The organism is Leptospira mtsangambouensis, from assembly GCF_004770475.1.
In the GTDB taxonomy this organism is placed as follows: Bacteria; Spirochaetota; Leptospiria; order Leptospirales; family Leptospiraceae; genus Leptospira_A; species Leptospira_A mtsangambouensis.
In genome coordinates this window covers 1287340-1311158 of the sequence record NZ_RQHK01000017.1, presented here as the reverse complement: position 1 = coordinate 1311158, position 23819 = coordinate 1287340, and the positions used below count along the sequence as shown (strand labels likewise).

Annotated in this window: 24 protein-coding genes; 7 read left to right on the top strand and 17 right to left on the bottom strand. The window is 39.9% G+C overall.

Going from position 1 to position 23819, the window contains the following annotated elements; genetic code table 11:
• Positions 1–3 precede the first annotated feature (3 nt).
• The 9 genes from atpA to EHR01_RS18655 all read right to left on the bottom strand — a co-directional run bounded on the left by atpA (position 4) and on the right by EHR01_RS18655 (position 6768).
• The gene (gene atpA, locus EHR01_RS18695; RefSeq protein ID WP_135697156.1) at positions 4–1518 is read right to left on the bottom strand and encodes a F0F1 ATP synthase subunit alpha; all 1515 of its coding nucleotides are present in this window, start codon (positions 1516–1518) and stop codon (positions 4–6) included.
• Entirely contained in the window at positions 1515–2078 is a 564-nt protein-coding gene (atpH, locus tag EHR01_RS18690) for an ATP synthase F1 subunit delta (RefSeq protein WP_135697154.1), read from the bottom strand. Before atpH ends, atpA begins: the two co-directional genes overlap by 4 nt.
• A complete protein-coding gene (locus EHR01_RS18685) occupies positions 2075–2599 on the bottom strand; it encodes a F0F1 ATP synthase subunit B (RefSeq protein ID WP_135697152.1) in 525 nt (174 codons plus the stop codon). Before EHR01_RS18685 ends, atpH begins: the two co-directional genes overlap by 4 nt.
• Positions 2600–2601: 2 nt before the next feature.
• Positions 2602–2886: an ATP synthase F0 subunit C gene (atpE, locus tag EHR01_RS18680; protein WP_002975055.1), complete on the bottom strand. Its 285-nt coding sequence runs from the start codon at positions 2884–2886 to the stop codon at positions 2602–2604.
• A gap of 48 nt (positions 2887–2934) precedes the next feature.
• Positions 2935–4014: a F0F1 ATP synthase subunit A gene (gene atpB / locus EHR01_RS18675; protein ID WP_425269999.1), complete on the bottom strand. Its 1080-nt coding sequence runs from the start codon at positions 4012–4014 to the stop codon at positions 2935–2937.
• The gene (locus EHR01_RS18670; RefSeq protein ID WP_135697148.1) at positions 3983–4363 is read right to left on the bottom strand and encodes a hypothetical protein; all 381 of its coding nucleotides are present in this window, start codon (positions 4361–4363) and stop codon (positions 3983–3985) included. Before EHR01_RS18670 ends, atpB begins: the two co-directional genes overlap by 32 nt.
• A 238-nt stretch (positions 4364–4601) precedes the next feature.
• Positions 4602–5516: a hypothetical protein gene (locus EHR01_RS18665; protein WP_244310190.1), complete on the bottom strand. Its 915-nt coding sequence runs from the start codon at positions 5514–5516 to the stop codon at positions 4602–4604.
• 339 nt (positions 5517–5855) lie between these two features.
• On the bottom strand, positions 5856–6296 hold the full coding sequence (locus EHR01_RS18660; protein ID WP_135697145.1) for a MarR family winged helix-turn-helix transcriptional regulator: 441 nt from the start codon (positions 6294–6296) through the stop codon (positions 5856–5858).
• Positions 6283–6768, bottom strand: a complete 486-nt coding sequence (locus tag EHR01_RS18655) for a glutathione peroxidase (RefSeq protein WP_135697144.1) — start codon at positions 6766–6768, stop codon at positions 6283–6285. The genes EHR01_RS18660 and EHR01_RS18655 overlap by 14 nt, the downstream gene beginning before the upstream one ends.
• Positions 6769–7103: 335 nt before the next feature.
• On the opposite strand from EHR01_RS18655, the gene EHR01_RS18645 reads away from it, so the two are divergent.
• Both EHR01_RS18645 and EHR01_RS18640 read left to right on the top strand, forming a co-directional pair.
• Positions 7104–8393 (top strand): ammonium transporter, encoded by a 1290-nt coding sequence (locus EHR01_RS18645; protein WP_135697142.1) that lies wholly within the window; start codon positions 7104–7106, stop codon positions 8391–8393.
• A 5-nt stretch (positions 8394–8398) separates the two neighbouring features.
• On the top strand, positions 8399–8746 hold the full coding sequence (locus tag EHR01_RS18640) for a P-II family nitrogen regulator (RefSeq protein WP_135697141.1): 348 nt from the start codon (positions 8399–8401) through the stop codon (positions 8744–8746).
• A 45-nt stretch (positions 8747–8791) separates the two neighbouring features.
• Here EHR01_RS18640 and EHR01_RS18635 read toward each other — a convergent pair whose 3' ends face one another.
• The 3 genes from EHR01_RS18635 to lepB all read right to left on the bottom strand — a co-directional run bounded on the left by EHR01_RS18635 (position 8792) and on the right by lepB (position 12079).
• Complete coding sequence (locus EHR01_RS18635) at positions 8792–10483, bottom strand: thiamine pyrophosphate-binding protein (protein WP_135697140.1); 1692 nt, start codon at positions 10481–10483, stop codon at positions 8792–8794.
• Between the two features lie 334 nt (positions 10484–10817).
• Positions 10818–11045 carry an AtpZ/AtpI family protein gene (locus EHR01_RS18630; protein ID WP_135697139.1) on the bottom strand — a complete coding sequence of 76 codons (228 nt, stop codon included), beginning with the start codon at positions 11043–11045 and terminating at the stop codon, positions 10818–10820.
• On the bottom strand, positions 11042–12079 hold the full coding sequence (gene lepB, locus EHR01_RS18625) for a signal peptidase I (RefSeq protein WP_425269996.1): 1038 nt from the start codon (positions 12077–12079) through the stop codon (positions 11042–11044). Before lepB ends, EHR01_RS18630 begins: the two co-directional genes overlap by 4 nt.
• 112 nt (positions 12080–12191) lie before the next feature.
• On the opposite strand from lepB, the gene EHR01_RS18620 reads away from it, so the two are divergent.
• The gene (locus tag EHR01_RS18620) at positions 12192–12983 is read left to right on the top strand and encodes an aldolase (RefSeq protein WP_135697135.1); all 792 of its coding nucleotides are present in this window, start codon (positions 12192–12194) and stop codon (positions 12981–12983) included.
• Positions 12984–14834 carry a DUF2079 domain-containing protein gene (locus tag EHR01_RS18615; RefSeq protein WP_135697133.1) on the top strand — a complete coding sequence of 617 codons (1851 nt, stop codon included), beginning with the start codon at positions 12984–12986 and terminating at the stop codon, positions 14832–14834.
• A gap of 48 nt (positions 14835–14882) precedes the next feature.
• Here EHR01_RS18615 and EHR01_RS18610 read toward each other — a convergent pair whose 3' ends face one another.
• From EHR01_RS18610 to EHR01_RS18600, 3 genes are all read right to left on the bottom strand, one after another.
• Positions 14883–15905: an MBL fold metallo-hydrolase gene (locus EHR01_RS18610; protein WP_135697131.1), complete on the bottom strand. Its 1023-nt coding sequence runs from the start codon at positions 15903–15905 to the stop codon at positions 14883–14885.
• 9 nt (positions 15906–15914) lie between these two features.
• Positions 15915–17093, bottom strand: a complete 1179-nt coding sequence (locus EHR01_RS18605) for a MaoC family dehydratase (protein ID WP_135697129.1) — start codon at positions 17091–17093, stop codon at positions 15915–15917.
• Positions 17094–17164: 71 nt separating this feature from the next.
• Positions 17165–17347, bottom strand: coding sequence for a hypothetical protein (locus tag EHR01_RS18600; RefSeq protein WP_100720202.1), 183 nt, complete (start codon positions 17345–17347; stop codon positions 17165–17167).
• A gap of 84 nt (positions 17348–17431) precedes the next feature.
• On the opposite strand from EHR01_RS18600, the gene EHR01_RS18595 reads away from it, so the two are divergent.
• The 3 genes from EHR01_RS18595 (at position 17432) to EHR01_RS18585 (ending at position 22188) form a co-directional block, all read left to right on the top strand.
• Positions 17432–19036, top strand: a complete 1605-nt coding sequence (locus tag EHR01_RS18595; RefSeq protein ID WP_135697128.1) for an NADP-dependent glyceraldehyde-3-phosphate dehydrogenase — start codon at positions 17432–17434, stop codon at positions 19034–19036.
• A gap of 75 nt (positions 19037–19111) precedes the next feature.
• Positions 19112–20431, top strand: a complete 1320-nt coding sequence (locus EHR01_RS18590; protein WP_135697126.1) for a DUF1554 domain-containing protein — start codon at positions 19112–19114, stop codon at positions 20429–20431.
• Between the two features lie 479 nt (positions 20432–20910).
• Positions 20911–22188, top strand: coding sequence for an esterase/lipase family protein (locus tag EHR01_RS18585; protein WP_135697124.1), 1278 nt, complete (start codon positions 20911–20913; stop codon positions 22186–22188).
• An 18-nt stretch (positions 22189–22206) separates the two neighbouring features.
• On the opposite strand, the gene EHR01_RS18580 is transcribed toward EHR01_RS18585, so the two are convergent.
• Together EHR01_RS18580 and EHR01_RS18575 are read right to left on the bottom strand one after the other, a co-directional pair.
• Positions 22207–23148: a histone deacetylase family protein gene (locus EHR01_RS18580; protein WP_135697122.1), complete on the bottom strand. Its 942-nt coding sequence runs from the start codon at positions 23146–23148 to the stop codon at positions 22207–22209.
• Between the two features lie 38 nt (positions 23149–23186).
• A complete protein-coding gene (locus EHR01_RS18575; RefSeq protein WP_135697120.1) occupies positions 23187–23750 on the bottom strand; it encodes a hypothetical protein in 564 nt (187 codons plus the stop codon).
• Positions 23751–23819: the final 69 nt, after the last annotated feature.

Here is a 23819-nt window from a genome sequence, read left to right as displayed (position 1 = left end):
CCCTTAGTTATTCTTTGCTAGAAAATGTTCAACAATCGATTTGATTGTTTTTTGTAGAGCCGCTTCTTGTTTTACTTCTTTGGCAGTTCTAATTTCTTCCAAAATTTCAGTGTGTTGTTCTCTCATCGTTTTCAAAAGGAAAGATTCAAATTCTCTAACTTTTGCAGTAGGAATTGTATCCATAAATCCTTTTGTTACAGCAAAGATGGAAATCACTTGTTCTTCTACTGGAGATGGAGAGTTGTTTGGTTGTTTTAGAATTTCAAGAACTCGGTATCCACGATCAAGCTGAGCTTGAGTTACTGGGTCAAGTTCTGTTCCTAACTGTGCAAACGCTTCTAAGTCACGGAACTGAGCCAAGTCAGACTTGAGAGTTCCCGCTACTTTTTTCATCGCTTTGATTTGCGCAGCAGATCCAACCCTTGATACAGAAATCCCCACATCCACCGCAGGGCGAAGGCCCGATGCAAAAAGGTTGGATTGAAGGTAAATCTGACCATCAGTGATGGAGATTACGTTTGTAGGAATGTAGGCAGATACTTCCCCTTCTTGTGTTTCAATGATAGGAAGTGCTGTCATAGACCCACCACCGAATTTATCATCGAGTTTCGCTGCTCTTTCAAGCAAACGAGAGTGAAGGTAGAATACGTCCCCAGGATAAGCTTCACGACCTGGTGGGCGACGAAGTAGGAGTGACATTTGGCGGTAAGCTACGGCTTGTTTCGAAAGGTCATCATACACAACAAGTGTTGCTTTTCCTTCTTCATACATAAAGTATTCAGCCATTGTCGCACCAGAGTAAGGTGCAATGTATAACATTGGTGCAGGTTCCGATGCGTTTGCAGATACGATGATCGTATACTCAAGAGCACCTTTTTCGCGTAACATTTCGATGGTGGAAGCAACAGTAGAAGCTTTTTGTCCAATCGCTACATAAACGCAGATCACACCTTTCCCTTTTTGGTTGATGATGGTGTCGATTGCGATGGAAGTTTTTCCTGTTCCACGGTCACCGATGATAAGCTCTCTTTGTCCACGTCCAATTGGGATCATTGCATCGATTGCTTTGATACCTGTTTGCATTGGCTCATGAACCGATTTTCTCATCGCGATTCCAGGAGCTGGAGACTCAACCGGTCTTGTTTTTTTAGCGTTCAGAGGTCCTTTTCCGTCGATCACTTCCCCGAGTGGGTTTAGAACGCGACCGAGAAGTTCTGGTCCTACTGGAACTTCGAAGATCTTTCCAACACGTTTAACGGAAAAACCTTCTTCAATTTTAATATAATCACCAAAGATTACAACCCCTACGGAGTTTTCTTCTAAGTTGAAGGCTTGTCCTCGAACTCCGTTTTGGAATTCAACAAGCTCTCCTGACATTACGTTAGTGAGTCCGTAAACTCTCGCAATCCCGTCCCCTACTTCGAGAACCGTTCCGACTTCTTCAACTTGAAGGTCTTTTTTGAAGTTTTTAATTTCTTGTTTTAGTACCGACGTTACTTCGTCTGTTTTAATTTTCATTCAAATGCTCCGACTGGGATTTTCTTTTGGAGGAGAGCCTCGCGGGTTCCGGCAAGTTTTGCACGGATCGAGGCATCGATTAAAAAGTCGTCTATAAAGAGTTTGAATCCACCGATAAGGGCTGGATCCGTTTGTTCTGTGACACGAAGATCGCGTCCGAACTTGGAAGAGATAGACTTGGTGATTCGATCTACAGCTTCTTTGCCAAGAGAATCTTTGGAAACAATGCGAAGAGAACTACGATTTTTAAGTCGGTCCACTCCTGTTCTATAATCTTCCAAAATATCCTTGAGGTAAAGGAATCGATTCTTGCGAACCACAAGTGTAATGAAGTTGGCAACAAATTCTGATGCCTTCCCTTGAACTGACTTTTCTGCAGTTCTTTCTTTCTCAGAAGGATCAACTAATGGAGAAAGGAAATAATGGCGAATTGATTCATCAGAAAAGAAAACATCAACTAAGCTTGAAAGTTCCTCTTCTGTTGACTCAAGTGAGTTAGCTTCCTGAGCTAACTCCAAAAGTGCCGTTGCGTAAACCTTTGAAATTTGGTTCAGACTCATTTGATTTTAAGTTTATCGAGTTTTGCGATCTCTTTTTCGACAAAGGAAGCATAGTCTTCCTTCTTCAATTGTTTCTCCAAGATCTCACTCGCGATGAGAACGGACATTTCCACAATTTGGTTTTGCATTTCAGACAAAGCTCTGCTCTTCGCTAAATCAATTTCGCGAATTGCGTTATCTTTAATGCCTTTCACTTCATTGTGTGCTTCTTCCGTCAATTTTGTGCGGAGAGCAACTGCATCTTTTTTAGCTTCATCTACAATTTTATGAGCTTCTTCCGTCGCTTTGAAGAGTTGGTCTTTGTATTCTTTTAAAGACTTTTCTGCTTCTACACGAAGGGTTTCTGCTTTGTTGATATCGCCTTGGATGCCGGAAGCACGTTCTTCGAGAGCATGAAGGATCTTGTCCCATGCAAATTTTTTAAGAACGAAGACAACAACCGAGAAAGTGACCAGGGTCCAGATGACCAGACCCGGATTGACTTTCAGCAAATTGAAGCCGGAAGCCGCGAGGATAACCAAGACTATTGTCCTTGTTCTACTTTTGTGGCACCAGCACCAATTGTTTTGTCAATTGAGCCATTGAGTTTGAGCGCGATAAGAAGAGCGATTACCACTGCGAAAAGTGCTGCACCTTCAATCATACCCGCTGCTACGTAAAGAACGAGTTGGATCTTTCCCGCTGCTTCTGGTTGGCGGCTAATGCTTTCTGCCACTGATCCACCAATTCTACCAATACCGATTCCTGCTCCAAGTAATGCAAGTCCTGCTGCGAGTCCTACTGCGATGTATCCTAAACCGAATTCCATTGTTTTCGTTTCACTCCTGTGTGTTTTATAATATAAATAAAACCAATGTTAATGTCTATGCATCACAGTTCCGATGAACACGGTTGTGAGCAGAGAGAAAATGAACGCTTGTAAAAAGGCTACAAGTAGTTCTAAAAAGTAAATGAGCACCGAACTGAGAACAGATACAGGTGCGATGAGCCAACTTTCGCTCATAAAAATAAACCCAAGTAACGCAAGGATCATTACGTGTCCCGCAGTCATGTTGGCAAGTAACCTCATGGTTAACGCAAAAGAACGTGCAATGTGTGTGACGATAAACTCTAAGGCCCACATTAATGGCCAGAGTGGGAGTGGAACTCCCTTAGGAACCGCATGCGCTACGAAGGAAATTCCTTGATAAGAGAATGCAGTACCGTAGATGGTAAGTAGTGTAATAGATGCAAGAGACAGAGTGACACTGATGTCCCCTGTAGGTGTGATTCCTGACCAAATTTCTCCGAATGTATGGAGAGAATGTGGTGTGTGATCCACTGCCCCGACTGCCACAAGAGCATCAGAAGCGGCAACAGTTAGTTCCCCCACAGATGGGATGAGGCCAAACAAGTTACAGAAAAGGATAAAGAAAAACAAAGAGAAGATGTAATGGTAGTAAGAATGGCCGTGGTGATCAAGAGATGCATCCACAACATTTTCTTTTAAGTAACTAACGAAAGCCTCTACACCCGATGTGAATTTATTATGAACTTTTTTAGGGTTTTTTGAAATCAAATTGGCTGCTGGAATAAAAACGAGGAACATAAAGAAACAAGCAATCCACATCATGGTCACTCGTTTTGTAATGTGGAGGTCAAGTCCACCTACATAATGGTATTTTACGCCGTCATGGTTCACGAAAACATCGTGGTTTTCGGCATCAAAACCATGTTGTCCTTCTGTAACAATCGTACCACCAAAGTTGAGAGGGAAGATAGGAGCATCACCCAAGTGGTGTGCCATGACTTCACTGAAATCGAAGCCCTCTTCAGAGCCGTGCCCTTCCGAATCGTTTGCAAAAACATTCGTAAAACTAAGGGAAAAAACTAATAAAAATGATAAAAAAAACCGATATTTAGACTTATTTTCCACTGAAATAGCTCGCAAATACAAGGAAAAGAAGGTGGACGAAATAGGCAATTAAAAATCCAGAAGTTGCCTCAAAAGGGTACTCTAAGACCTGTAAAGCAGTCAAAATGCCTAGATTTAGAAAAAAGGAGAGAAATACCGTAAAAAAAGGGAACCCTGACTCTGACAATGCGGGAATTTTTCTAGGAAGGAAGCGAAGTTGCAAGATGGCCATTTGGATGGCAAAGGACATGGCACCACCGAAATAAAAAATCAGACGATATCCATCCTCCACCAAACCAGCAGTTAACGGAAGACTTAGAATGAATATAAGAAATAGGTAACTAAAATAGTGGAGATGGAACCTTTTGAGATTGATGGTATTTAGATCCATTGGTTCAAGATGGGAGGTTAGGGATTTGTGGGCAAGTAGGATTGGGGGTGTTTGGGGGATCGGATGGTAGAGATCCCCGCCCTAATCGAACTGGGTGGGGTTATCCACCCGCCACCCAATGGCTACCATATATCACATGTTTGTCGGTTTGTGAAGGCAAATTTGGATCTCCGCATTTTTTATTGAAGAAAGTTCATGTTTTGGTTAATTAACTAAAAAATAATTCTAACTTGGTTTTTTATTTTGGTGAAAGCCCATATTTTGTATTGAGATAAAAGAAAACTTTTCCTACATCTGCATCCGAAAGATCCGTATTGAAGTATAATACTTCTGCAATGTCAGCATCAAGATTTCCATTGCCTAAATAAATAGAATTTGGAGTATCACCACCAGCATAATCATACGAGATAGGAGCCTGTCCTTTTAAACTACCATTCCAATACTCTCGACCAGAAGTCATCAGCACTTGCACTGAACCTATCGCAAGGAAATCATTTTTTGGAATTGGTAAAGCTGAAATTGTAGCGCAACTTGCACCATTCCGACATACGAGATATGAGGAAATTGGATGATCTATAGAAATCTCTCTTCCTTGGCCGCCATGTATATTGATCAAAGTAACCCCACCAGTAATCGTATTGACTAACTTCATTACAAAAAAAACGCTTCCACTATTAGTAACATATAACCCAACTCCACCGGATAAATTCATCCTTGAAACATTTACACTTCTAAATTCAGCTACTGGGTATCCATTGACTTGACCTTTTCTATAAAGTGTATGCACAGTCGGTGCTGAAGCTTGAACAATATGATTTCCATAACCACTAACATCGGACCAAGTCAAAATCGGATCTCCATCATTTAGTGTTAGTTGATCTGCTTTGAACCAAAGCCGAAGGGAACCAGAACCTAAAACGCGAGGAGCCACCATTTGTACAGTGTATTCATTTATACTTCCATCAGCTCCCGTCACAACGTATTTCAGTGGAGAATTATAGTCATTTGAAGTCACTCCAGTCGTTTGTGGGACACCATTGACCGAAACAGATACACCACTTGTCTTAAAGTTAGCAACATAAGATGAAATCGAAACAATGGTTTCGGAAGTAATGACAATCTGATTCCCTTTGATGATCCCCGTGACTCCCAAACTAGGAATCGAATATTCTAAAATTTCTTTGGGGATTGTCGGGAGGTATACTTTACCGCAAGTGGCGCTGCTATCCGAAATTGCCCACTTTAATAGTAAACTGTCTATAAACTTCTGTCCTTTGGGATCGCAGGGATTTTCAGAAAATGGATTTTTGCAAGAAACTATAGATAGTAAGACGAAAAAGCAAAGTGACGAAATGAGTCTCGGCATATGTGATGAACCTTCACTTTCTCAGGAAAGAATGGAAATGAACCTAAACGATGTTAGATCCTTTTCAGGAGTCGGTCCAACGTCAAGAATAAAGCCGAAAATTATTGGTAGAAATTTTGTTTTCTTTCAAGCTTGGCCGAGTTCGTCTAAAATTGCTTTCAGTTGGATTGCTTGGTTTTCTTCGATCCCTGACAAACAAAAAATCTGTTCAGGTATGTCCTTTGCCTTTTCGCGTAAATGTTTTCCATTTTTTGTAAGAGACACAACCACTACTCGTTCATCTTCAGAACTTCTTTTACGCTCTACAAACCCACTTTGTTCTAATCTCTTTAACAAAGGAGTTAGTGTTCCAGAGTCCAACTGCAACCGTTCTCCAAGTCCACTCACAGTCATTTTCTCTTCTTCCCAAAGTACCAACATCACGAGGTATTGCGGATACGTAAGCCCCACCGCCGCAAGAAGTGGGCGGTAGATCTTCATCAAACGGTGCATGGAAGAATATAAAGAAAAACAAATTTGGTTCTTCAAAAGAAGAACCTCATCTGTGGGATTCTTAAGCTTGGACAAGTTTTTCGATATCCTTTTCAATATCTTCGGGCTTCGTGATAGGTGCGTATCGTTTGACCACATTTCCTTGTTTGTCGATCAAGAATTTTGTAAAATTCCATTTAATGTCTACAGAACCAAAAATCCCTGGTGCCTGTTTTTTAAGATGTTGGTAGAGTGGATCAGTATTTGGTCCATTCACTTCTAGTTTAGAAAAAATTGGGAATGTAGTTGAGAACGTTCTTTCGCAAAACAACTTGATTTCTGCATCTGTTCCTGGCTCTTGTTGACCGAACTGGTTGCACGGGAATGCCAAAACTTCCAATCCTTTTCCTTTATAACGATCGTAGGTTTCTTGAAGCCCTTTGTATTGAGGGGTGAAACCACATTCACTTGCAGTATTCACAATCAAAAGGACTTTGTCTTTGAACTGCTCCAAAGGAACTTCCTCGGATCCGCGTTTCACTTTAATTTTGTAAAATTCTTCTGACATGTATTTTCTCCCTAAGTCTTTATCATTTAGATTGCGCACAATTTAATTTTGTTCAATCTTTTTATCAAAAATTTCTCGGATTCGTGCGGTTTTTTTGGGCGGTTCAGGTTGGAATTTATCTATCCCCGCCCTGACTCGGGTGGGGAACTAGACCCGCCACCCAATACCGTCGCCTTAACACAGCCGCACAATTCAGGCTACCACCTACTCGATTCCCCAATATTTTTTACAAAAAAGTTCCTAGTTTTGCAGAATTGACTCGCTTTCAAAAGAGAAACCAATCGTAATGATACGAATTTTATTTCGCATCTCGAAAAAGATATTTGGAGCAAACAATGAATATACAATTGGTCTTACGGCCTTTGTTGGTATGTGCCCTTTTCCTTTTGCCTGGTTTCCTGGCGGCTGAAGGAGAACTACCATCCCCCCCTACCATCGATAAATCTGATACAGCTTGGATGTTAGTTTCTTCCGCATTTGTGTTTTTTATGATCCCTGGACTTGCCTTGTTCTATGGTGGTATCGTCCGTTCCAAAAATGTTCTATCAACCATGATGCATAGTTTCGTTGCCATCATCGTGATGACATTACAATGGACTATCTTTGGGTATAGTTTTGCTTTTTCAGGTGAGAACCCGTATATTGGAAATTTCGATTTAGCTTTTCTAGCTGGAATCAATCTTGATTCCGTAAAAGGTTCGATCCCTACTTATGTGCATTTTTTATTCCAAGGAATGTTTGCCATCATCACACCCGCACTGATCTCTGGGGCAATTGCAGAAAGAATCAAACTATCTGCTTATATAGTATTTATTCTCGTTTGGTCAACGTTAGTTTATGATCCAGTAGCACATTGGGTTTGGGCGGATTCGGGTTGGCTGTTAAAAATGAATGCACTTGATTTTGCTGGAGGTACTGTAGTCCATTTAATTTCAGGGATTGCTGGACTTGCCGCTGCTATTGTCATCGGGAGAAGAAAAGGAGATTCCGGCCTATTAACTCATCCAAATAACATGACTTATACGTTACTTGGATCTGGGTTATTGTGGTTCGGATGGTTTGGTTTTAATGCCGGTTCTGGACTTTCTGTGAATGGACTTGCAGCAAGAGCTTTTTTAGTGACACTCATTGCACCAGCGGCTGCTGGAGCCAGTTGGTTACTCATTGAATGGTTACATACAAAAAAGGCAACTGCACTCGGTGCCGCTTCCGGAATTGTTGCAGGTCTTGTGGTCATCACACCTGCTTCTGGTTATGTGGGCGTCCAAGGAGCTTTAATCATGGGAGCCTTAGTGTCTCCATTATGTTATATGGCGATTTTACTCAAAGGCAAACTTGGGTATGACGATACACTCGACGCATTTGGAATTCATGGTGCAGGTGGTGCCTTTGGTGCGATTCTAACTGGAATTTTCGCACTTGAACTCGCTGAAGGAATGACTTTAGGAAATCAATTGACTGCACAGGTTATCAGTGTGGTTGTCACAGGACTTTATTCTTTTGTTGTTTCCTATATACTTGCACTTGTAATTGAAAAAACAATCGGTTTCAGAATCGAAGAAGATAAAGAAATCACCGGACTCGACCAAGAGATTCATGGTGAAAAAGGATATGATATAAGGTAATCAGTATGAAATTAGTAGTCGCAATCATCCAACCACATAAGTTAGAAGAAGTAAAAAACGAACTTACTAAAAACGAAATCTATCGTTTGACCGTGAGTGACGTACAAGGGTATGGCCAACAAAAAGGAAAAACAGAAGTTTTCCGTGGGCATGAATACCAAGTGAATCTTCTTAGAAAAGTGCGATTAGAAATCGCAGTTAATGATGAGTTCGTCAAACCGACTGTGGATGCCATTCTAAAAGCGGCAAAAACGGGACCAGAAGGTAAAATCGGAGATGGAAAAATTTTTGTAATGCCACTTGAAGAAGTGATTCGCATTCGTAGTGGAGAACGCGGAAGCAAAGCCATCTAACAAAAACTTGATGATCCGAGGGAATTTTTCCCTCGGATTCAAAACTCAGGTTGTTACTTGGCCGAGGATGTATTCCTGATTGGACTTTCCACCTGGAACAAATGGATACACTCCCCAATCAGAAGGGATTCTTACTTCAACTAATGCCGGGCATTTCTTTTCTAAAACTGTTTCTAAGTCCTGAACTCCCGATCTCCAATCCCATTCATAATACCCAATTTCGAATGAATCACATAACATCGAAAAATCGGGATGGAAATGAAATCTAGAACCAGAGTATAAACTTCCATAAAACAAGTCTTGTTGTTGTTTCACTAACCCCAAATGTTCATTGTTGATTAGGATGATCTTTACATTTAGATTCTGTTCTCTAAGTGTAGACAACTCTTGTAAGTTCATCATAATTGAACCATCACCTGTAAAACAATACACATGAGAATCTCGATGGCTTAAGGCAACACCAATCGCAGTTGGAAGACCAAACCCCATAGTCCCTTGTCCACCTGAGGTGATCCAAGACATTGGTTGATGAAATGGAAAATACTGAGCCACCCACATCTGGTGTTGGCCCACATCCGTTAGGACAAAATGTTCGCCACTCGGTAATACCGAAGCAAAATCCAAAAGGATAGATTTCATCGGATGTTCTTCTGGGATCTGTTTCCAAGTTTCAACTTGCAACAATGATTCCTTGTTATGGACCAGGAAATCCTCTTCTAATAAAAAAGGGAGAACCTCTGAAATATCTTTTTGTAAACTTAAAGTTACAGATTTATTTTTGCCAATTTCACGGGCATCAATATCTATATGAATGATTTTGGCTTGGTTACAAAACTTCTCTATGGCTCCTGTCGCACGATCATCAAAACGAACTCCAATGGCAATCAAGAGATCACAAAGACCCAGAGCTTCATTGGCGGCAACTGTTCCATGCATCCCCATCATCCCTAAATTCATCGGATCGTCTTTTTCAAAAATCCCAAGTCCCATAAGAGTGGTCACAGCAGGAATTTGAAAACGAGAAACAAATTCTCTTAAACGCAAAAATTCTTTTTTAGCTCCACCACCTAAATATAGTAAAGGGAACCGAGAACTCTTTAACAAGAATTTAAACTCATCTAGAAAAATATCCATACTTTCAAAAGACAAAGGATCTGCCTTACTTACCTGTTCCAAAAAATCCAAATGAGATGATCCACCAAAATGAATGTTATTTTCAGGTAAGTTGATCTTTTGAGTTTGTATATCTTTGGGTAAGTCAATCCAAACTGGGCCTTTTTTCCCTTCCCCGCATAACAAGAATGCTTCCTCTAAAATTTCAATGATTTGATTTGGATCTTCTACCAAATATACCTTTTTTACAAGAGAAGAAACTATCTTTACTGTTGGTAATTCTTGGAAAGCATCGGTCCCCATTAATCCTAATGGAACTTGTCCCGAAAAAATAAGCAAGGGAACAGAATCCCTTTGTGCATCGGCTACGGCTGTGATGAGATTGGCCACACCAGGTCCAGAGGAAACAAATACGGCACTCACATCTCCAGTGCTCCTTGCCCTACCTTGTGCGATAAATCCTGCACCTTGCTCATGTCTTGCTAACACATGTTCAATGTTTGACCCCGCCAAACTTTCGTATAATGGCAAGATGGTTCCTCCAGGAACTCCTGGAATCCAAGTTATCCCTTTTGATTCTAAAAATCGTATGATGTATTGACTTACGGTGATTTGTTCCGACATAAAGATCCTCTTCTTGTTGGTTTCCCCGTCGACTTTCAGCTTTCTGTCGACCGAGGAAACAAGTGAGAATTATGACAGAAAGCTACGTATGTATGAGGAGACTACGACGACGACGAGAGTAGAGAGGACATAGCTAGACAATCCAAGAACGGGCATGGAATCCATGAATTCGTTATTTGTGGTTGTCCAAGAGGCCATTACAGTAAAAAGTTTTTTGTAAACTTGTGATCCGTCAAGAATTTATTTGGAGTGGCTTAGTGATTTTCTGCAAACATATCTCTGCCAAAGGATGGATTTGATGGATGCAGATGTAACAGTAGAATGGATCGAATATTTATTCGTTTTCTTTGGCTCGTTTGATCAGAGAATAAAAAGCAAAAATAAAACCCAGGAAAAAACCAACCAGGAGCCAAAGTGGTTCCGTTTTCATATAGTCATCAAGGTAGTATCCTCCCACCACAAAAAGTGCGATGGAAGATACAAATTCAAAACCAGCACCTGCCATCGCCATCGGTGATTTCTCCGATTTTTTACCCGATGGCTTTTCCGATTCTTCGCTCATTGGAGGATACGACCAATCCGATCCCACCTAACACTGAGTCTCCACAATCGGTAACGAATGGTTCTTTCAATCCATCCGAACCGAGACTCATCATCTCTATAACGAGCATTATGTGAAGAAAAGATTTCGGTATAATGACAACGATTTTCTAGTTTTTCCCCTTCATATCTTTCTGCAATTTCAGGTCCTTTCTCAGCAAGTTCCTGTCCGTCTTTGTATTCACATGTGGAATCTTTCCAATCGATGGAAAAATAAATGATGAGTGCCTTACCTAAAATATCTTCCCGTTTTACAAATCCCCAAGCGCGAGAATCATGGGAATCGTCTCGATTGTCCCCCATTACCATATACTGGCCTTCTGGAATTTGACAACCATGTAAAAAATCACAAAATTCAAAGATATGAGCACGGCGATCATCCTCAAATCCTTCTAAAATAAAATGTTCAAACCCTGGTTTGACTTCTTTGAAGAGTGCTCTTTGTGTGGCTTCTAAATTATCCAAATCAGAAAGTTCTTTTCCAATTGGAACTTCCTTTGGTTCGTAAGATCGAAACTCTTCGGAACCTTTTTCTTTGTATTCGATGAGTGCAAAGTGTACTCGCCCTCTATCTTTTGTATCAATGTATTTGCGAGTGATTCTGATTGTATCTCCAGGAAGTCCCACCACACGTTTCACAAAACGTTTTGCAAAGATTCCAGTCCTTGATTCTTCTTGGGCCAGTGCCGTTGCCGGTGGAATAAAAGTAACAATGTCCCCACGTTTGGGATCATCAATACGAAAGAGTTCCTTCTCTGTAAAAGGCATTCGGAAGGAATAACGCATTTTATTCACAAACAAAAAGTCCCCAATTTTGAGTGTGGGGATCATCGAACCGGAAGGAATATTATTGGCATCTAATATAGATGATTTGAAAGCAAATACAAGAACCACAATGATTCCGAAAGAAATTCCAGAGGCAGCGGCTCCCTCTTTTGGCGGTACCTTAGAATCTTGTTTTGGTTTGGATTGGAAGATGGTGGAGAATATTCCCATAGGTTCGAAGCTAAGGAATTGGAATTTTCTGTCAAGAAAGGGGGAAAAAAAGCGCAAAAGACTTGTACTATTTTCGGGAATCGACGATACCATACATGGAGATCTTCTACTTATGGAAACATCAATCCACGTTTTACGCAAAACCTTACTGGAGATGAAAGAAAACTACTCTTTTGTCTGCATCAAAACAGGTACGGAAACCGAGGACATGGGAGAAGAAGAAATCTCCCTTTTAAAAACGATCACTGCCGGAATTTTGCCACTCTATGTCAAAATTGGTGGCCCGGAAGCTAGAAACGATATCCGAATCTGCAAAAGAATCGGAGTATCGGGGATTTCTGCACCAATGGTGGAATCCGAATATGCATTAAAAAACTTCATCCAGACCATGAAGAATCTCCTCACACCTTCGGAATACGAATCTTATAACAAATCAATTAACATGGAAACCATCACTGGATACAGAAACTTGATGGATATCTTTGATTCCGTTCCATTCCAAAGTTTAGAGCAAGTAACAGCTGCTAGGTCAGACTTAAGTGCTTCTATGGACAAAAAACCAGATGACAAAGAAGTCACTCGTGTTTCTAAAAAAATCATTTCAGAAGCTAAGAGTAGAGGGAAAAAAACTTCCGTAGGTGGAACCATCACCAAAACTAATTTTGAACTGATTGCCAACGAAATTGAACCCGACTTTATCAACTCACGCCATGTGATGGTGGATACAAAAAAAGCAATGTCGATTGGTGCGACGGATGTGGCCGAATGTATGTTGTTATTCGAAATGGATTTATTTGAATTTTTCTCTAAAACATTTCCAGAAAAAGGTTATTATTACCGCAACCGAGTGGAAATCAACAGAGAGCGGATCGGCGAAAGAAAGGTATTGTACTTTATCCGTTAAGTGGTTTATTTATTTTTTTTACTCAGTTTAGTTTCTCCTTTTCTCTTTATTTCTCCTAAAAACTTTCATGCCCCCTTCCAAAAGGGGGTGTTTCTTTTTTTGTTTTTCCTTACCATCTTAAACTTCTGGAAAGAAAAAAAAACAAAATCTGAGGCAAAGCCGAATTATAGTACAACTAATATTGGTTTGTTATCTGATAAACAGATAACCATTCTCCCTTATTTACTTTTTGCCAGTTGTATTTTCTTTTTTATCACAAGCACCTACCATGCGTTTCATTTAACAAAGTCACTAGCCGATGCTTTTTTGTTTCAAGATGCGGATTATATTGGCATTTCGGATATCCTTCTCGCTATTTCTCGTGGAGAAGGATTCACTAGCGGCTACTATTCCCCATCAGGTGAAGGAAGTTATCTCCACCACCACTTCGCACCAGGGATGTTTGTTTTGACACCGTTTGTGAGTTGGGTTCCCGAACGGTGGGGACTTGCTGTAGCAGTGTTTTTTGTTTATCAACTAACTACCATTCTTTGGATTTTCTGGGCCTATCAAATTTCCAAACACCATCTAAAAGAGAAGGGAATCAAATTTCTAACTTTCTGGGTTCTTTTGACAAACCAATTGTATTTGTATCGGATTGGGTCTAGTTTTCATTTTGAAGTGCTTGTTTTAGTTTTTGGTCTTTTCTTTTTTTATGTTTGGGAGCAAAGGGAAAAAATACAAAAGGGTCCATTCCGCTGCCCTTGGATCTATCATAGCGTTTTAGCTTTAGCAATCGTTCTCTATCTCTCGCAAAAAGAGGATATTGGCATTTATCTTCTTCTATTTTTTCTACCGACTGTTTTCGGAATTTCATATAATCTTTGGAAAAAGAAAAAGAATGAAAATAGGGATGCGCAACAGTCCAATGGATCCGTTAGAGGCAACTCTCAAGAAGAGACGACCATCCGATCACTAACACTTGTTTACAGTATTATCTTTGTATGGCTTGGGTTTGTTTTTTTCATTTATCCAATGTTTGGTGACAGAACAAAATCCGTCTCTTGGACCCAAACACTCACACAAGAATACCATTCCGCATTCAAACAAGTAACAGGTGCCAAAAAATCTTTTCAGATTTTTCTAGAGTTAATCATCAGCGGGGGACTCGGAATCTTTCAGATGATACCCGAAGTCATAGGAATCGGGCTAATATACGCTACACATATATTTTCCTCAAGGCCATGGCACCATGAGGTTTATACGTATTACAGTTATTCGCTTGTTCCATTTTTACTTTATAGCGGAATTTTATGGATCCGATCAGAGAAAAAAATAAACCTATCCTTTGCCTTCCTCATCCTTACTTGTCTCTTTTGGAAAAATTCTCTGGATGGGAATTTTCCTTTAGATTCAAGAATAGAAAGTCCGTGGAAAAATCCTACGATCCAAAAGGAAATCCACTCAGATCTGAAAGAAGCAAATTTGACTCTAATCTCCACTCATAAGGGACCAATTTTTGGTGAGCCAGAAGAGAAACCAAATCCCAAAAATCCAACATACCCAAATGAGCTTTTGGATCTCAAAGAAAACGCAAACCGAATATTAGTATTTGCACAGTACAATCTTTCCTTCTATATCACTGACAAAACGACAACCTATCCGTTAGAACAAATCAAAAACTCCTCCTCCATTTGCAAAAAGGCGAATGTTTGTTATGTGGTAATAGCCCCAGAGTTTACTGATGAAATTCTCTGGCCGAAATCTAGAATTTTGGAATATAAAAAAGAATTAGAAACCCAAAAGGGAGTTTCCGTTTGGAAAGGAAAACAAATGGAAGTTTGGAAGTTACCGCAAAGGAACAAGTCATAATGACTTAGGTTGGTGCTGATTCTCTGAGAGAATGGGAATTAAATTCTTTTAGCCTATAAAATGAAAGATTTCATATCCATTCTCACGTTTTTCGATACGAATCTGTCCTTCTAAAACTAATTTCTGAATGATGCTATACACAAGCCCAAGTGCAGTTGGCAAGTGACCGCCATTATGGACTTTTTTTCCGATGGCAGCTTCCATAAGCACCTTTAAGTCGGATTCCCCTTCTCTGAGCCTTCGGAGAACGCCTTTTTCCAGAATGCTCAATGTTTTTTTCACAAGAGTGATGGTTTTTTTCGGATCTTCAATTTCGCTACCATGAGCAGGTAACATACGTTTGATGGGTTCTTCCAAAAGTTTGGAGAGTGTAAAATAATAATCACTCAAATTCCCGTCCATTTCAGAGTAAATGGCGGTGAGATTGGCAATGATCAAATCTCCCGAAAAATAAATTCCCGTCGAAGGATCTACAGGTGTGATATGATACAAATTATGACCAGGTGTGTGTAAAAACCTTAGAAGTCTTCCACCAAACTCTAAACTGTCGTTATGATCAATTTTGACATCAATTCGTAAAACAGGATCCCCTTTTTTGGTTTCACTAAATTTACTATAAAACTGTCGCCAACCTTGGCGCGATTCTTCTAAAATCCGATCCAGTTCTTCCTTATCCCCAAATGCTTTATGAAATAAGTCTTCTGTTGCTTCTTCAAAAAGCACCATCGATTCTAAATAATTTCCGACTCCATCAGCCATTGCACGATACCCATAATAGGTTACGTTTTTTGCATAAGACTTAAGGACCAAAGAAGAGGATATATGATCCAAATGATTGTGAGTATAAATGATATGACGAATGTCTTTAAATGAAAAGCCCTTAGTTTTTAAGGATGCTTGTAACATCGGTATGGATTCAATATAACCAGAATCAATGAGGGTTAAACCATCATCACCTTGATACAAATAGATATTGTTAGGTGCGTAAAAGGGTTGGGGGAGAATGATTTTAAAGACACCATCCCCGATGTCTTCCATGTCCGGAATTCGTTTGGGGATGGTAACTTTCATTTTTTCACCTTATGGTTGTTTTTTGATGATCAATCTTCTTTCAATTTCGAAGATTTTCTCTGGGATTTTTTCTTTCCCTAGTTTCTTTTTATCGTTTTCTTTGAGGAAAAGATCGGCACCGAATTTATCGAGTGCATCGTTTGCTTTGATATTTTTCAAACCAATGAACTGGATTTGTACTTCCCCAGCAGGGATTCCATATTCCGTTCCTTTGTCTTCTGTTGTCAGAATTCGAGAAATACAAGTCACAGTGTCACCAGAAAAAGCAGGTTGTGTATGATATCCTTCTGTGAATCCAAGTTCCCAAATTGCGTTTTCAGAAATATCACGGGAAGCCATACCAGCTAACCAACCAAATACGAGTCCACCGTATACTACTGGTTCTCCACCCATTGGGCCAGAGATTCCCGCTGAATACAATTTATCATAGTGAAGTGGATGAGTATTTCCTACACGGAAAGTCCATTGGTAGTGTTCGTCAGTAATGGTTCTTCCATTTTGGTGAACATAAATTTGACCTGGTTTGAAGTTTTCAAAGTAAGTATGGCCCCAAGTAACATCTTTCATCTCTGTAGGGAATTTGAGATTTGGAAGTTTGAGGGCGGGAGTTTTTGACTCTGGAAAAAATGCAGAAGCATCACCCGGTTTTGGATTACCTTTGGGTTTTCCATTGGATTGGTAAATCATGATTTTACGTTCGTATTGTAAAACAACTTCATTCTTTTGATTCAGACAAAGTGTTCTTACGTGAACGATCCCTGGTTTGTCCGGACCTTTGTCATCGACTGCTAAAATTTTTGTGCGAGAAGAAAGTGTATCTCCTGGATAAACAGGTAGTAAAAACTGTGCGTTGTAATAACCAAGGTTTGCTAGCGCCTTCTCACTGTTATTTTGTACACCAATCGAAAGTGCTAAGTTAAACACCATGAGTGGATGAACTAGTAAATCAGCAAATCCATGTGCCTTTGCATATTCTGCAGATAGGTAAAGTGGGTTTGCATCCATAAACACAGTGGCAAATTCTTGGGCAAAACTTCTGTCCACAGTGAATTGACGAGGGTGAACATATATATCACCTACATTGAATTCTTCGAGGTATCGTCCATAAATGTTCTTTTTGACATCAGAGAGAGAAGCAGGTGTGCTGGGAGCTAACTCACCAAAGGGGGACATAGGTTTTTCGGCCATGGGAATTCCTTTTTCGAATGGGATAGGACTAATTTTCCAAGAGAGGTCCTACCGAAAACGATTTTTCAGACTCATCCGGTCGCTCGTTTCGCGTATTCCTCCTTCCAGGCGCTATGCCAATGGTACCATTCTTCACGCACAGCGCGGTACCGAACCAAATCACTACGAACTTCTAACATAAGTGATTCTAATTCTTCGACACGGCGGAAAAGTCGTAAGGTCAAAGCCTCCCACTCTTCTTTGTTTTGGTCCATCCATGGTTCCATAAATTTTATATCGGCTGTTCTTTTCTGTAAAATGTTGCTTTTTTAGTCACCTGCCCATTCGATTCATGGATCATGAGCTTTGTTTTTCCTTCTGAAGATTCCATTCCAGAAAAATACAGGATCCAACCGATCCACCAAAAAGAATACCTCCTGGGTGGTGAAATTCGAATCTGGGAAGGAGAATCACAAATTGTCAAATCTCCGATCTTTCTAAACAAAAATGGGAAACTGGAACAAGTGGTTTTAGGATCCTATCCTAATTTTGATGAAAAACAAAGTTTACTCGCACTAGATGCCGCAGTGAAAGCTTATAACCACGGAACAGGCGTTTGGCCCATTGCCACTACAAAAGAACGAATCGAAGCGGTTCGAAAATTCATCACACTAATGAAAGGGAAAAAAGACCAAATCATCTTACTTCTTATGTGGGAGATTGGCAAAACAGAAAAAGACGCCACAAAAGAATTCGAAAGAACTATCGAATACTTAGAAGACACAATTGAATCTTTACAAGAACTCGAAACAAGTTCAGCAAACTATATCAAAGAAGGAGGACTCATTGCTCAAATCAAACGTTCTCCCTATGGAGTGGTCCTTTGTATGGGACCATTCAATTACCCTTTAAACGAAACATTTTGTACTCTGATCCCTGCTATTCTTATGGGAAATACAGTAGTTTTTAAACCGGCAAAATATGGAGTATTATTACTACAACCACTCCTCGAATGTTTTCAGGAAGCTTTTCCTCCGGGTGTCATCAACACAGTGTATGGTGATGGTTCCAAAGTCATTTCTCCTATTATGGAGTCAGGCAAAATTGATGTTTTTGCATTTATTGGATCTAGCCAGACCGCAAACCTCATCACAAAAAAACATCCAAAACTAAACCGCCTAAGATCCGTTTTGGGCCTGAATGCAAAAAACCCAGCAATTGTTTTACCTGACACCGACTTAAAAACAATGGTTCCTGAAATTTTATCCGGATCACTTGCTTATAATGGACAAAGATGTACAGCACTCAAAATTTTATTTGTCCACAAAGATATTTTAGATGAATTTACAAAACTTTATTTAGAAGAATTCACAAAATGGAAAGCAGGAATGCCTTGGGATCAGGATGTGAATTTTACTCCTCTCCCTGAAGAAGGAAAAACACAATGGTTAAAAGAACTATTGGATGACGCTCTGGGACATGGTGCAAAAATTTTAAATCCTGGAGGGGGAGAAATTCAGGAATCGTTTATGTTTCCAGCAATCCTTTCCTCTATTTCACCAAACGCACGTTTGTATCATGAAGAACAATTTGGGCCACTGGTTCCTATTGTTCCCTTTTCTTCTATCGAAGAACCATTAAACTATATCTATGCTTCCAATATGGGCCAACAAGCGAGTATCTTTGGAAAAGATCCAAAAACCATCGGCAAACTCATCGACATTCTTGTGAACCAAGTGGCAAGGGTCAATTGGAATGCGCAGTGCCAAAGGGGGCCAGATTCCTTTCCTTTTTCAGGAAGAAAAGATTCTGCTGATGGAACACTTTCGGTTTCCGATGCTCTTCGAGTTTTTTCCATTCGCACTGTTGTGAGTTTCAAAGACAATGAGATGGGACGTAATCTTCTAGGGGAAGTACTGAAAGAAAGATCTTCGAATTACTTAAGCCAAGAATTTCACTTGTAACTCCCTTTCTTTCTCCGATATTTGAAAAAGGTAAGTCACTTACTTGTTTTAAGTATTGGGGAGGGGGTTGGAAACATGCGTTGGAATTATTTCGTTTCCTTCCTTTTTTTGGGTTGGTTCCTTTCATGTAACCAAGTGAATCCACGAGATGAGTTGCTTTTCACGCTCATCAGCGGACTAAATCCCGTCAGCTCTACCTCCACTTCCGTTTCTGTCTCTTCCTCTGCAAAGATCAATGTATCAAGCACAAGTGTTTTATTGAAATATGGAACTCCACAAAACTTCGGAATCTCTCTTGTCAAATTACCAACAGCGAATGTTACTGCTTCTTTTACTTTCACCAATACAAAGCTAACTGTTGATGGTTCGGCAACTTCGCCGAGTCCAACCGTGCTTACGTTTACTCCTGCAAATTACAACGTTGTCCAAACAATCAGTTTGAATTCAATTACACAAATTTTGGATTCTTCTTCTCTCACAATCACAGTCACGAGTTCCGACCCTTTTTACAACACCAGTGGTGCCGTTTCCATCAGCCATCAAAATATCTACATTGCTTATACAGGAAATTCCTTTATCTTTCAGAATGCGGTAACCGCACCAACTCTCACTCCTTCTGTCACCTTTGTGATCACCAATTGTTCGGTGACTCCTTCTCTTCCCACTGGATTAAGTTTGAATGCAAGCAATTGTGTGATTTCAGGAACACCTACTGGTGGTACACAACCTGCAACCTCCTATGCAGTGACTGCGACAAATGGAACCGATTCCAATAGCCATAACATTTCGATCCAAATTGAACCAACAGTTTATAAAGTGTTTATTACAGCTGCGACATACAATGGGAATCTACAAGGAGCCGCTGCCGATGGTCCTGCTGGCGCCGATGCAAAATGCAATGCAGACACAAACAAACCTTCTACTGGAAATTATAAGGCAATGCTTACGACAAATGGAGGAGCAAGAGTCGCTTGTACTTCTGACAATTGCAGTGGCGGCGTTAGTGAAAACACAGATTGGGTTTTCCAATCAGGGAGGATTTACATCCGCGCGAGTGATTCAGCAAGTTTACTAAGTCCCAATATTGCGGGAATTTTACCAGCAGATGGTTCTGGCAATTTTACATTTAACCCTTACAACCTAAACCATTCCTTTGATTCAGGATCTACTATTAAGGAATATTGGACTGGATTTGCCCAATCCACTAATTTCTGGCAAACTGCAACTGCACAATCTGAAAATAGTTGTAATGGTTGGACAACGAATGCTGTCACGTCTCCCGCAAGCAATGGTGGGCGGGTAGGAACATCCAATAGCACTAATTATACTGCATTACGGAACGGAAGTGGTAGGAGTTGCAGCTCCACATACTATTTAGTTTGTGTTGAATATTAATGATTCCAACCTATTATATCTAAATTGAATGACCCTAATGATAAAGTTTTAAAATCGATCAAATCATCAGATTTCTTTTGGTGTCCTCCCTGCCTTTACTTTTCCCTAAATGGACTTTTTTCAAGATGAATCCCATGGACATTCTATTTCCGCAAATACCTATCATGACGAATGCAAACGTTTGACATTAAAATTCGAATCATTCTCACTCTCCCGATCTACTTGCTAACCCATTACAGTGACTTTACAAATCCACCCACTTTCAAAATCTAGCGAGTTACTAGTGATACTGGATATCTTATTGCAACGATTTCCCTTTCTTTGGGACTTTCGATTTCCAGCAAATTCTCATTTCCAATCACTCCCTCTTTTAGGCTGATTTCCTTTTGCAGTCACGCGACCTTTTCCCCGACTGGAAAAGGTAACTCACTTACTTTTTTCACTCGCTTTCCAAAGAAACTGAGTTACAATCTTTCCCCGTGATCCAAATCCTCATCAATTCCCTTGCTGGAAAAACAGTATCCCTCACACAAAAGACAACGGATTCCCTTTTGAAAGGAATCCAGGTTTTAGTCAAAGGTAGCCTAACAAGCACAGGTGGAGGGTTAGACCTACTTTCCAATGCTTTTTTTTATAAACCAGAATGGCGAGAGGCATTACAAAAAGCCGGGGTCCAAGTCAAAGAAACGGGGCAAAAATCAAATGAAAGTTTACAAAAAACAATCGAACAAACGAACCAAGCCTTTGACAAAGCACTCTTTAAGGTAGAACTGACCGCCAAACAAAGCGATGATATGATATTTGATAATCGAATGATATCAAGTATTCTTGGAAGTTCGCATGATCAAAAATTTAAACTCACAAAAATTGATATGAGCTTTCGTACTTTTGGTAAAGACATTACAGCAAAAGAAACGATCGGGGAATATAAAAGTTCAAAAAAAACAAAATCGGTTTTATTTTTGCCAGGTTTATTTACCGATGAGTCCGTCTGGCAGGAACAAACAGTGGAATATAAAGATAGAAAAATAACCTCACCAGGTCTTGCTACCGACTTGCAAGAAGTAGGTTATTATCCATTTTATTTGAGATACAACCACGGCCTTCCCATCCACGAAAATGGGAAAAAACTGATGCATCTTTTAGATATTTTTTTTAATGAAGACCCAAACATTAAACCAGATATCATTTGTTACAGTTTAGGATGTTTAATCTTTCGTTCTTGTTTGTATCATGCCAAATTAGAAAACAAAGAATGGCTCAATCGATTTGGGAAAGTGGTGCTCATCGCAGCACCAAACAAAGGTTCGTATTTAGAAAAAATTGGATTTTGGCTTGGATTTCTATTTGAAAAAAGCCCCAATGTTGCTCTTAAAATTATTGGGATGATAGGCAACCTTCGTAGTGATGCCATCAAAGACCTATCCTTCGGACTCATTCGCAAAGAGGAAAAAGGATGGATAGAAACTATATCCGGTTACTTTGGCGAAACTTATTTTGGTGAATTGGATGAAATAGATGTTTATCAAGCCTATGCTCTTATGGAAGGAGTAGAAAATCCGTTACAAAACTTTCTTGGTGATGGGATTGTGGAGAAAAAAAGTCTTACTTATCTGACCGATAAGGTATTTACCAAAAAACCGAACCCCGCATTACGAACATTAGAGCTAAACAAACAAAATCATTTTTCTATTATTAGTGCAAGGCCACTCATTCATTGGGTGAAGGAAGTTTTTGAAGTTGTGCCTAAAGTTTAAATTTAAGATGTTAAAATGTTAAGATGCTAAGGTTTCCAAATGCAATTTAACTGATTCTGCAAGAGCTTTAAAATCATATCCGCCTTCTAAAAAGGAGATCATTTTTCCGTCAGCATAAGTATTTGCAATGTTTTGTATTTCCCTAGTAAAAATTTCAAAGGAGGATGTGGGCAAATTCATTCCTCCCAACGGATCTTGTTTATGAGCATCAAAACCTGCTGATACCAATACAAATTCTGGTTGGAATTTTTCCATTTCTCTTTGGATGGAAGGAAAACAAGATAAATATTCGAATTCACCTGCACCACGTGCCAAAGGAATATTCATAGTGGTTCCAAATCCCTTCCCTTTGCCTCGTTCCGATAAAGCACCCGTACCTGGATAAAAAGGAAACTGATGGAGGGAAATGAAATAAACGGAATCATCTTCGTAGAACTGGTGTTGTGTGCCATTCCCATGATGGACATCCCAATCTAAAATCAAAATCCTTTTGATTCCTTTGGACTGAAGGTATTTTGCGGTAATAGCAATATTATTAAAAATACAAAATCCCATTGCATAGTCAGCTTCCGCATGATGGCCTGGTGGACGTACCAATGCCATTCCATTTTTCAAATTTCCGAGTAATACTTCATCGGCAAGATAAAGGCCAGCACCTACGGCAAGATTTGCCGCCAAATAAGAACGAGGGGAAAAAACAGTATCACCATCCAAATACCCCGAACCTTTTTCTTCGCAGGTTCTACTCACCAAACGAACGTAATTTGGATCATGGATGGATGAAATCACTGATAAGGGAGCTTCTTTAAAATCTTTTTTCCATAAAAAATTTTCGGAAGGTAAATCGGAAAGATGGTCCAAAATGGATTCCAACCTTCCATGTGTTTCGGGATGACCTGGCCCTGTGTTGTGTTTTAAAAATTCTTCGTGAAAGGTGATTCCTGTTTTTAATGATCCCACTTGTCCTCCAACTTATCGTTTTTCACTTCCCGAATTTTTTACTGAAACAACATAAAACGTTCGATAAACACAATCATCTCCACAATTTCGGCAATGATGCGATCGATTTGTTTTGTGATTTGTACCTTTTCATCAGGTGTGATCAATTGGTCGTGTCCAGCATTTCCATAAATGGCATAGAAGGTTTTGATATCTTTCGAAAAAGAGGAATTAAACCATTCTTTGAATGTCCTCTGTTTCATTTTGTATTCTGGTTTGATGGATCCCGTAAGTTCCCAAACAGATCCTTCGGTGAACCGCAGCCTAATTTCAAATAAACCTCGGTCCTTGCGAATATAGGTTTCTTCATCGACGGGTGAAAAATCGATTTTACGCAACATAACAAGGACAAGTAAAATACTTTCTAAATACTCAATGAGGTTCTTCTTTTCAGACCCGCTGATTTTGGAATCGTCACCAAGGTGTTGCAAATACGATTCTCCCATACCCTGGAAAAGACGGGAAACTTCCACCATTCGGTCTTTAAAACTTTTTGGATCCGATAATTCCTCAGGGAACCTTCCGTAAGATTTTAAATTGAAGTCGTTGGAAATTTCTAACATGCCCAAATTTTCTGAAAGTCAGTCATTTTCGTCAATCGATTCGATTTGAATTTTCAGAACCAACCCAAA

Excerpts from the sequence above, each read along its gene's own strand:
- EHR01_RS18640 (WP_135697141.1), top strand. The coding sequence starts at position 8,399 with ATGAAATTAGTAGTCGCAATCATCCAACCACATAAGTTAGAAGAAGTA.
- atpE (WP_002975055.1), bottom strand. The coding sequence starts at position 2,886 with ATGGAATTCGGTTTAGGATACATCGCAGTAGGACTCGCAGCAGGACTT.
- EHR01_RS18600 (WP_100720202.1), bottom strand. The coding sequence starts at position 17,347 with ATGGACCAAAACAAAGAAGAGTGGGAGGCTTTGACCTTACGACTTTTC.
- EHR01_RS18575 (WP_135697120.1), bottom strand. The coding sequence starts at position 23,750 with ATGTTAGAAATTTCCAACGACTTCAATTTAAAATCTTACGGAAGGTTC.
- EHR01_RS18670 (WP_135697148.1), bottom strand. The coding sequence starts at position 4,363 with ATGGATCTAAATACCATCAATCTCAAAAGGTTCCATCTCCACTATTTT.
- EHR01_RS18590 (WP_135697126.1), top strand. The coding sequence starts at position 19,112 with ATGCGTTGGAATTATTTCGTTTCCTTCCTTTTTTTGGGTTGGTTCCTT.
- EHR01_RS18645 (WP_135697142.1), top strand. The coding sequence starts at position 7,104 with ATGAATATACAATTGGTCTTACGGCCTTTGTTGGTATGTGCCCTTTTC.
- EHR01_RS18595 (WP_135697128.1), top strand. The coding sequence starts at position 17,432 with ATGAGCTTTGTTTTTCCTTCTGAAGATTCCATTCCAGAAAAATACAGG.
- EHR01_RS18635 (WP_135697140.1), bottom strand. The coding sequence starts at position 10,483 with ATGTCGGAACAAATCACCGTAAGTCAATACATCATACGATTTTTAGAA.
- EHR01_RS18610 (WP_135697131.1), bottom strand. The coding sequence starts at position 15,905 with ATGAAAGTTACCATCCCCAAACGAATTCCGGACATGGAAGACATCGGG.
- atpA (WP_135697156.1), bottom strand. The coding sequence starts at position 1,518 with ATGAAAATTAAAACAGACGAAGTAACGTCGGTACTAAAACAAGAAATT.
- atpH (WP_135697154.1), bottom strand. The coding sequence starts at position 2,078 with ATGAGTCTGAACCAAATTTCAAAGGTTTACGCAACGGCACTTTTGGAG.
- EHR01_RS18630 (WP_135697139.1), bottom strand. The coding sequence starts at position 11,045 with ATGAGCGAAGAATCGGAAAAGCCATCGGGTAAAAAATCGGAGAAATCA.
- EHR01_RS18620 (WP_135697135.1), top strand. The coding sequence starts at position 12,192 with ATGGAAACATCAATCCACGTTTTACGCAAAACCTTACTGGAGATGAAA.
- lepB (WP_425269996.1), bottom strand. The coding sequence starts at position 12,079 with ATGGGAATATTCTCCACCATCTTCCAATCCAAACCAAAACAAGATTCT.
- EHR01_RS18605 (WP_135697129.1), bottom strand. The coding sequence starts at position 17,093 with ATGGCCGAAAAACCTATGTCCCCCTTTGGTGAGTTAGCTCCCAGCACA.
- EHR01_RS18655 (WP_135697144.1), bottom strand. The coding sequence starts at position 6,768 with ATGTCAGAAGAATTTTACAAAATTAAAGTGAAACGCGGATCCGAGGAA.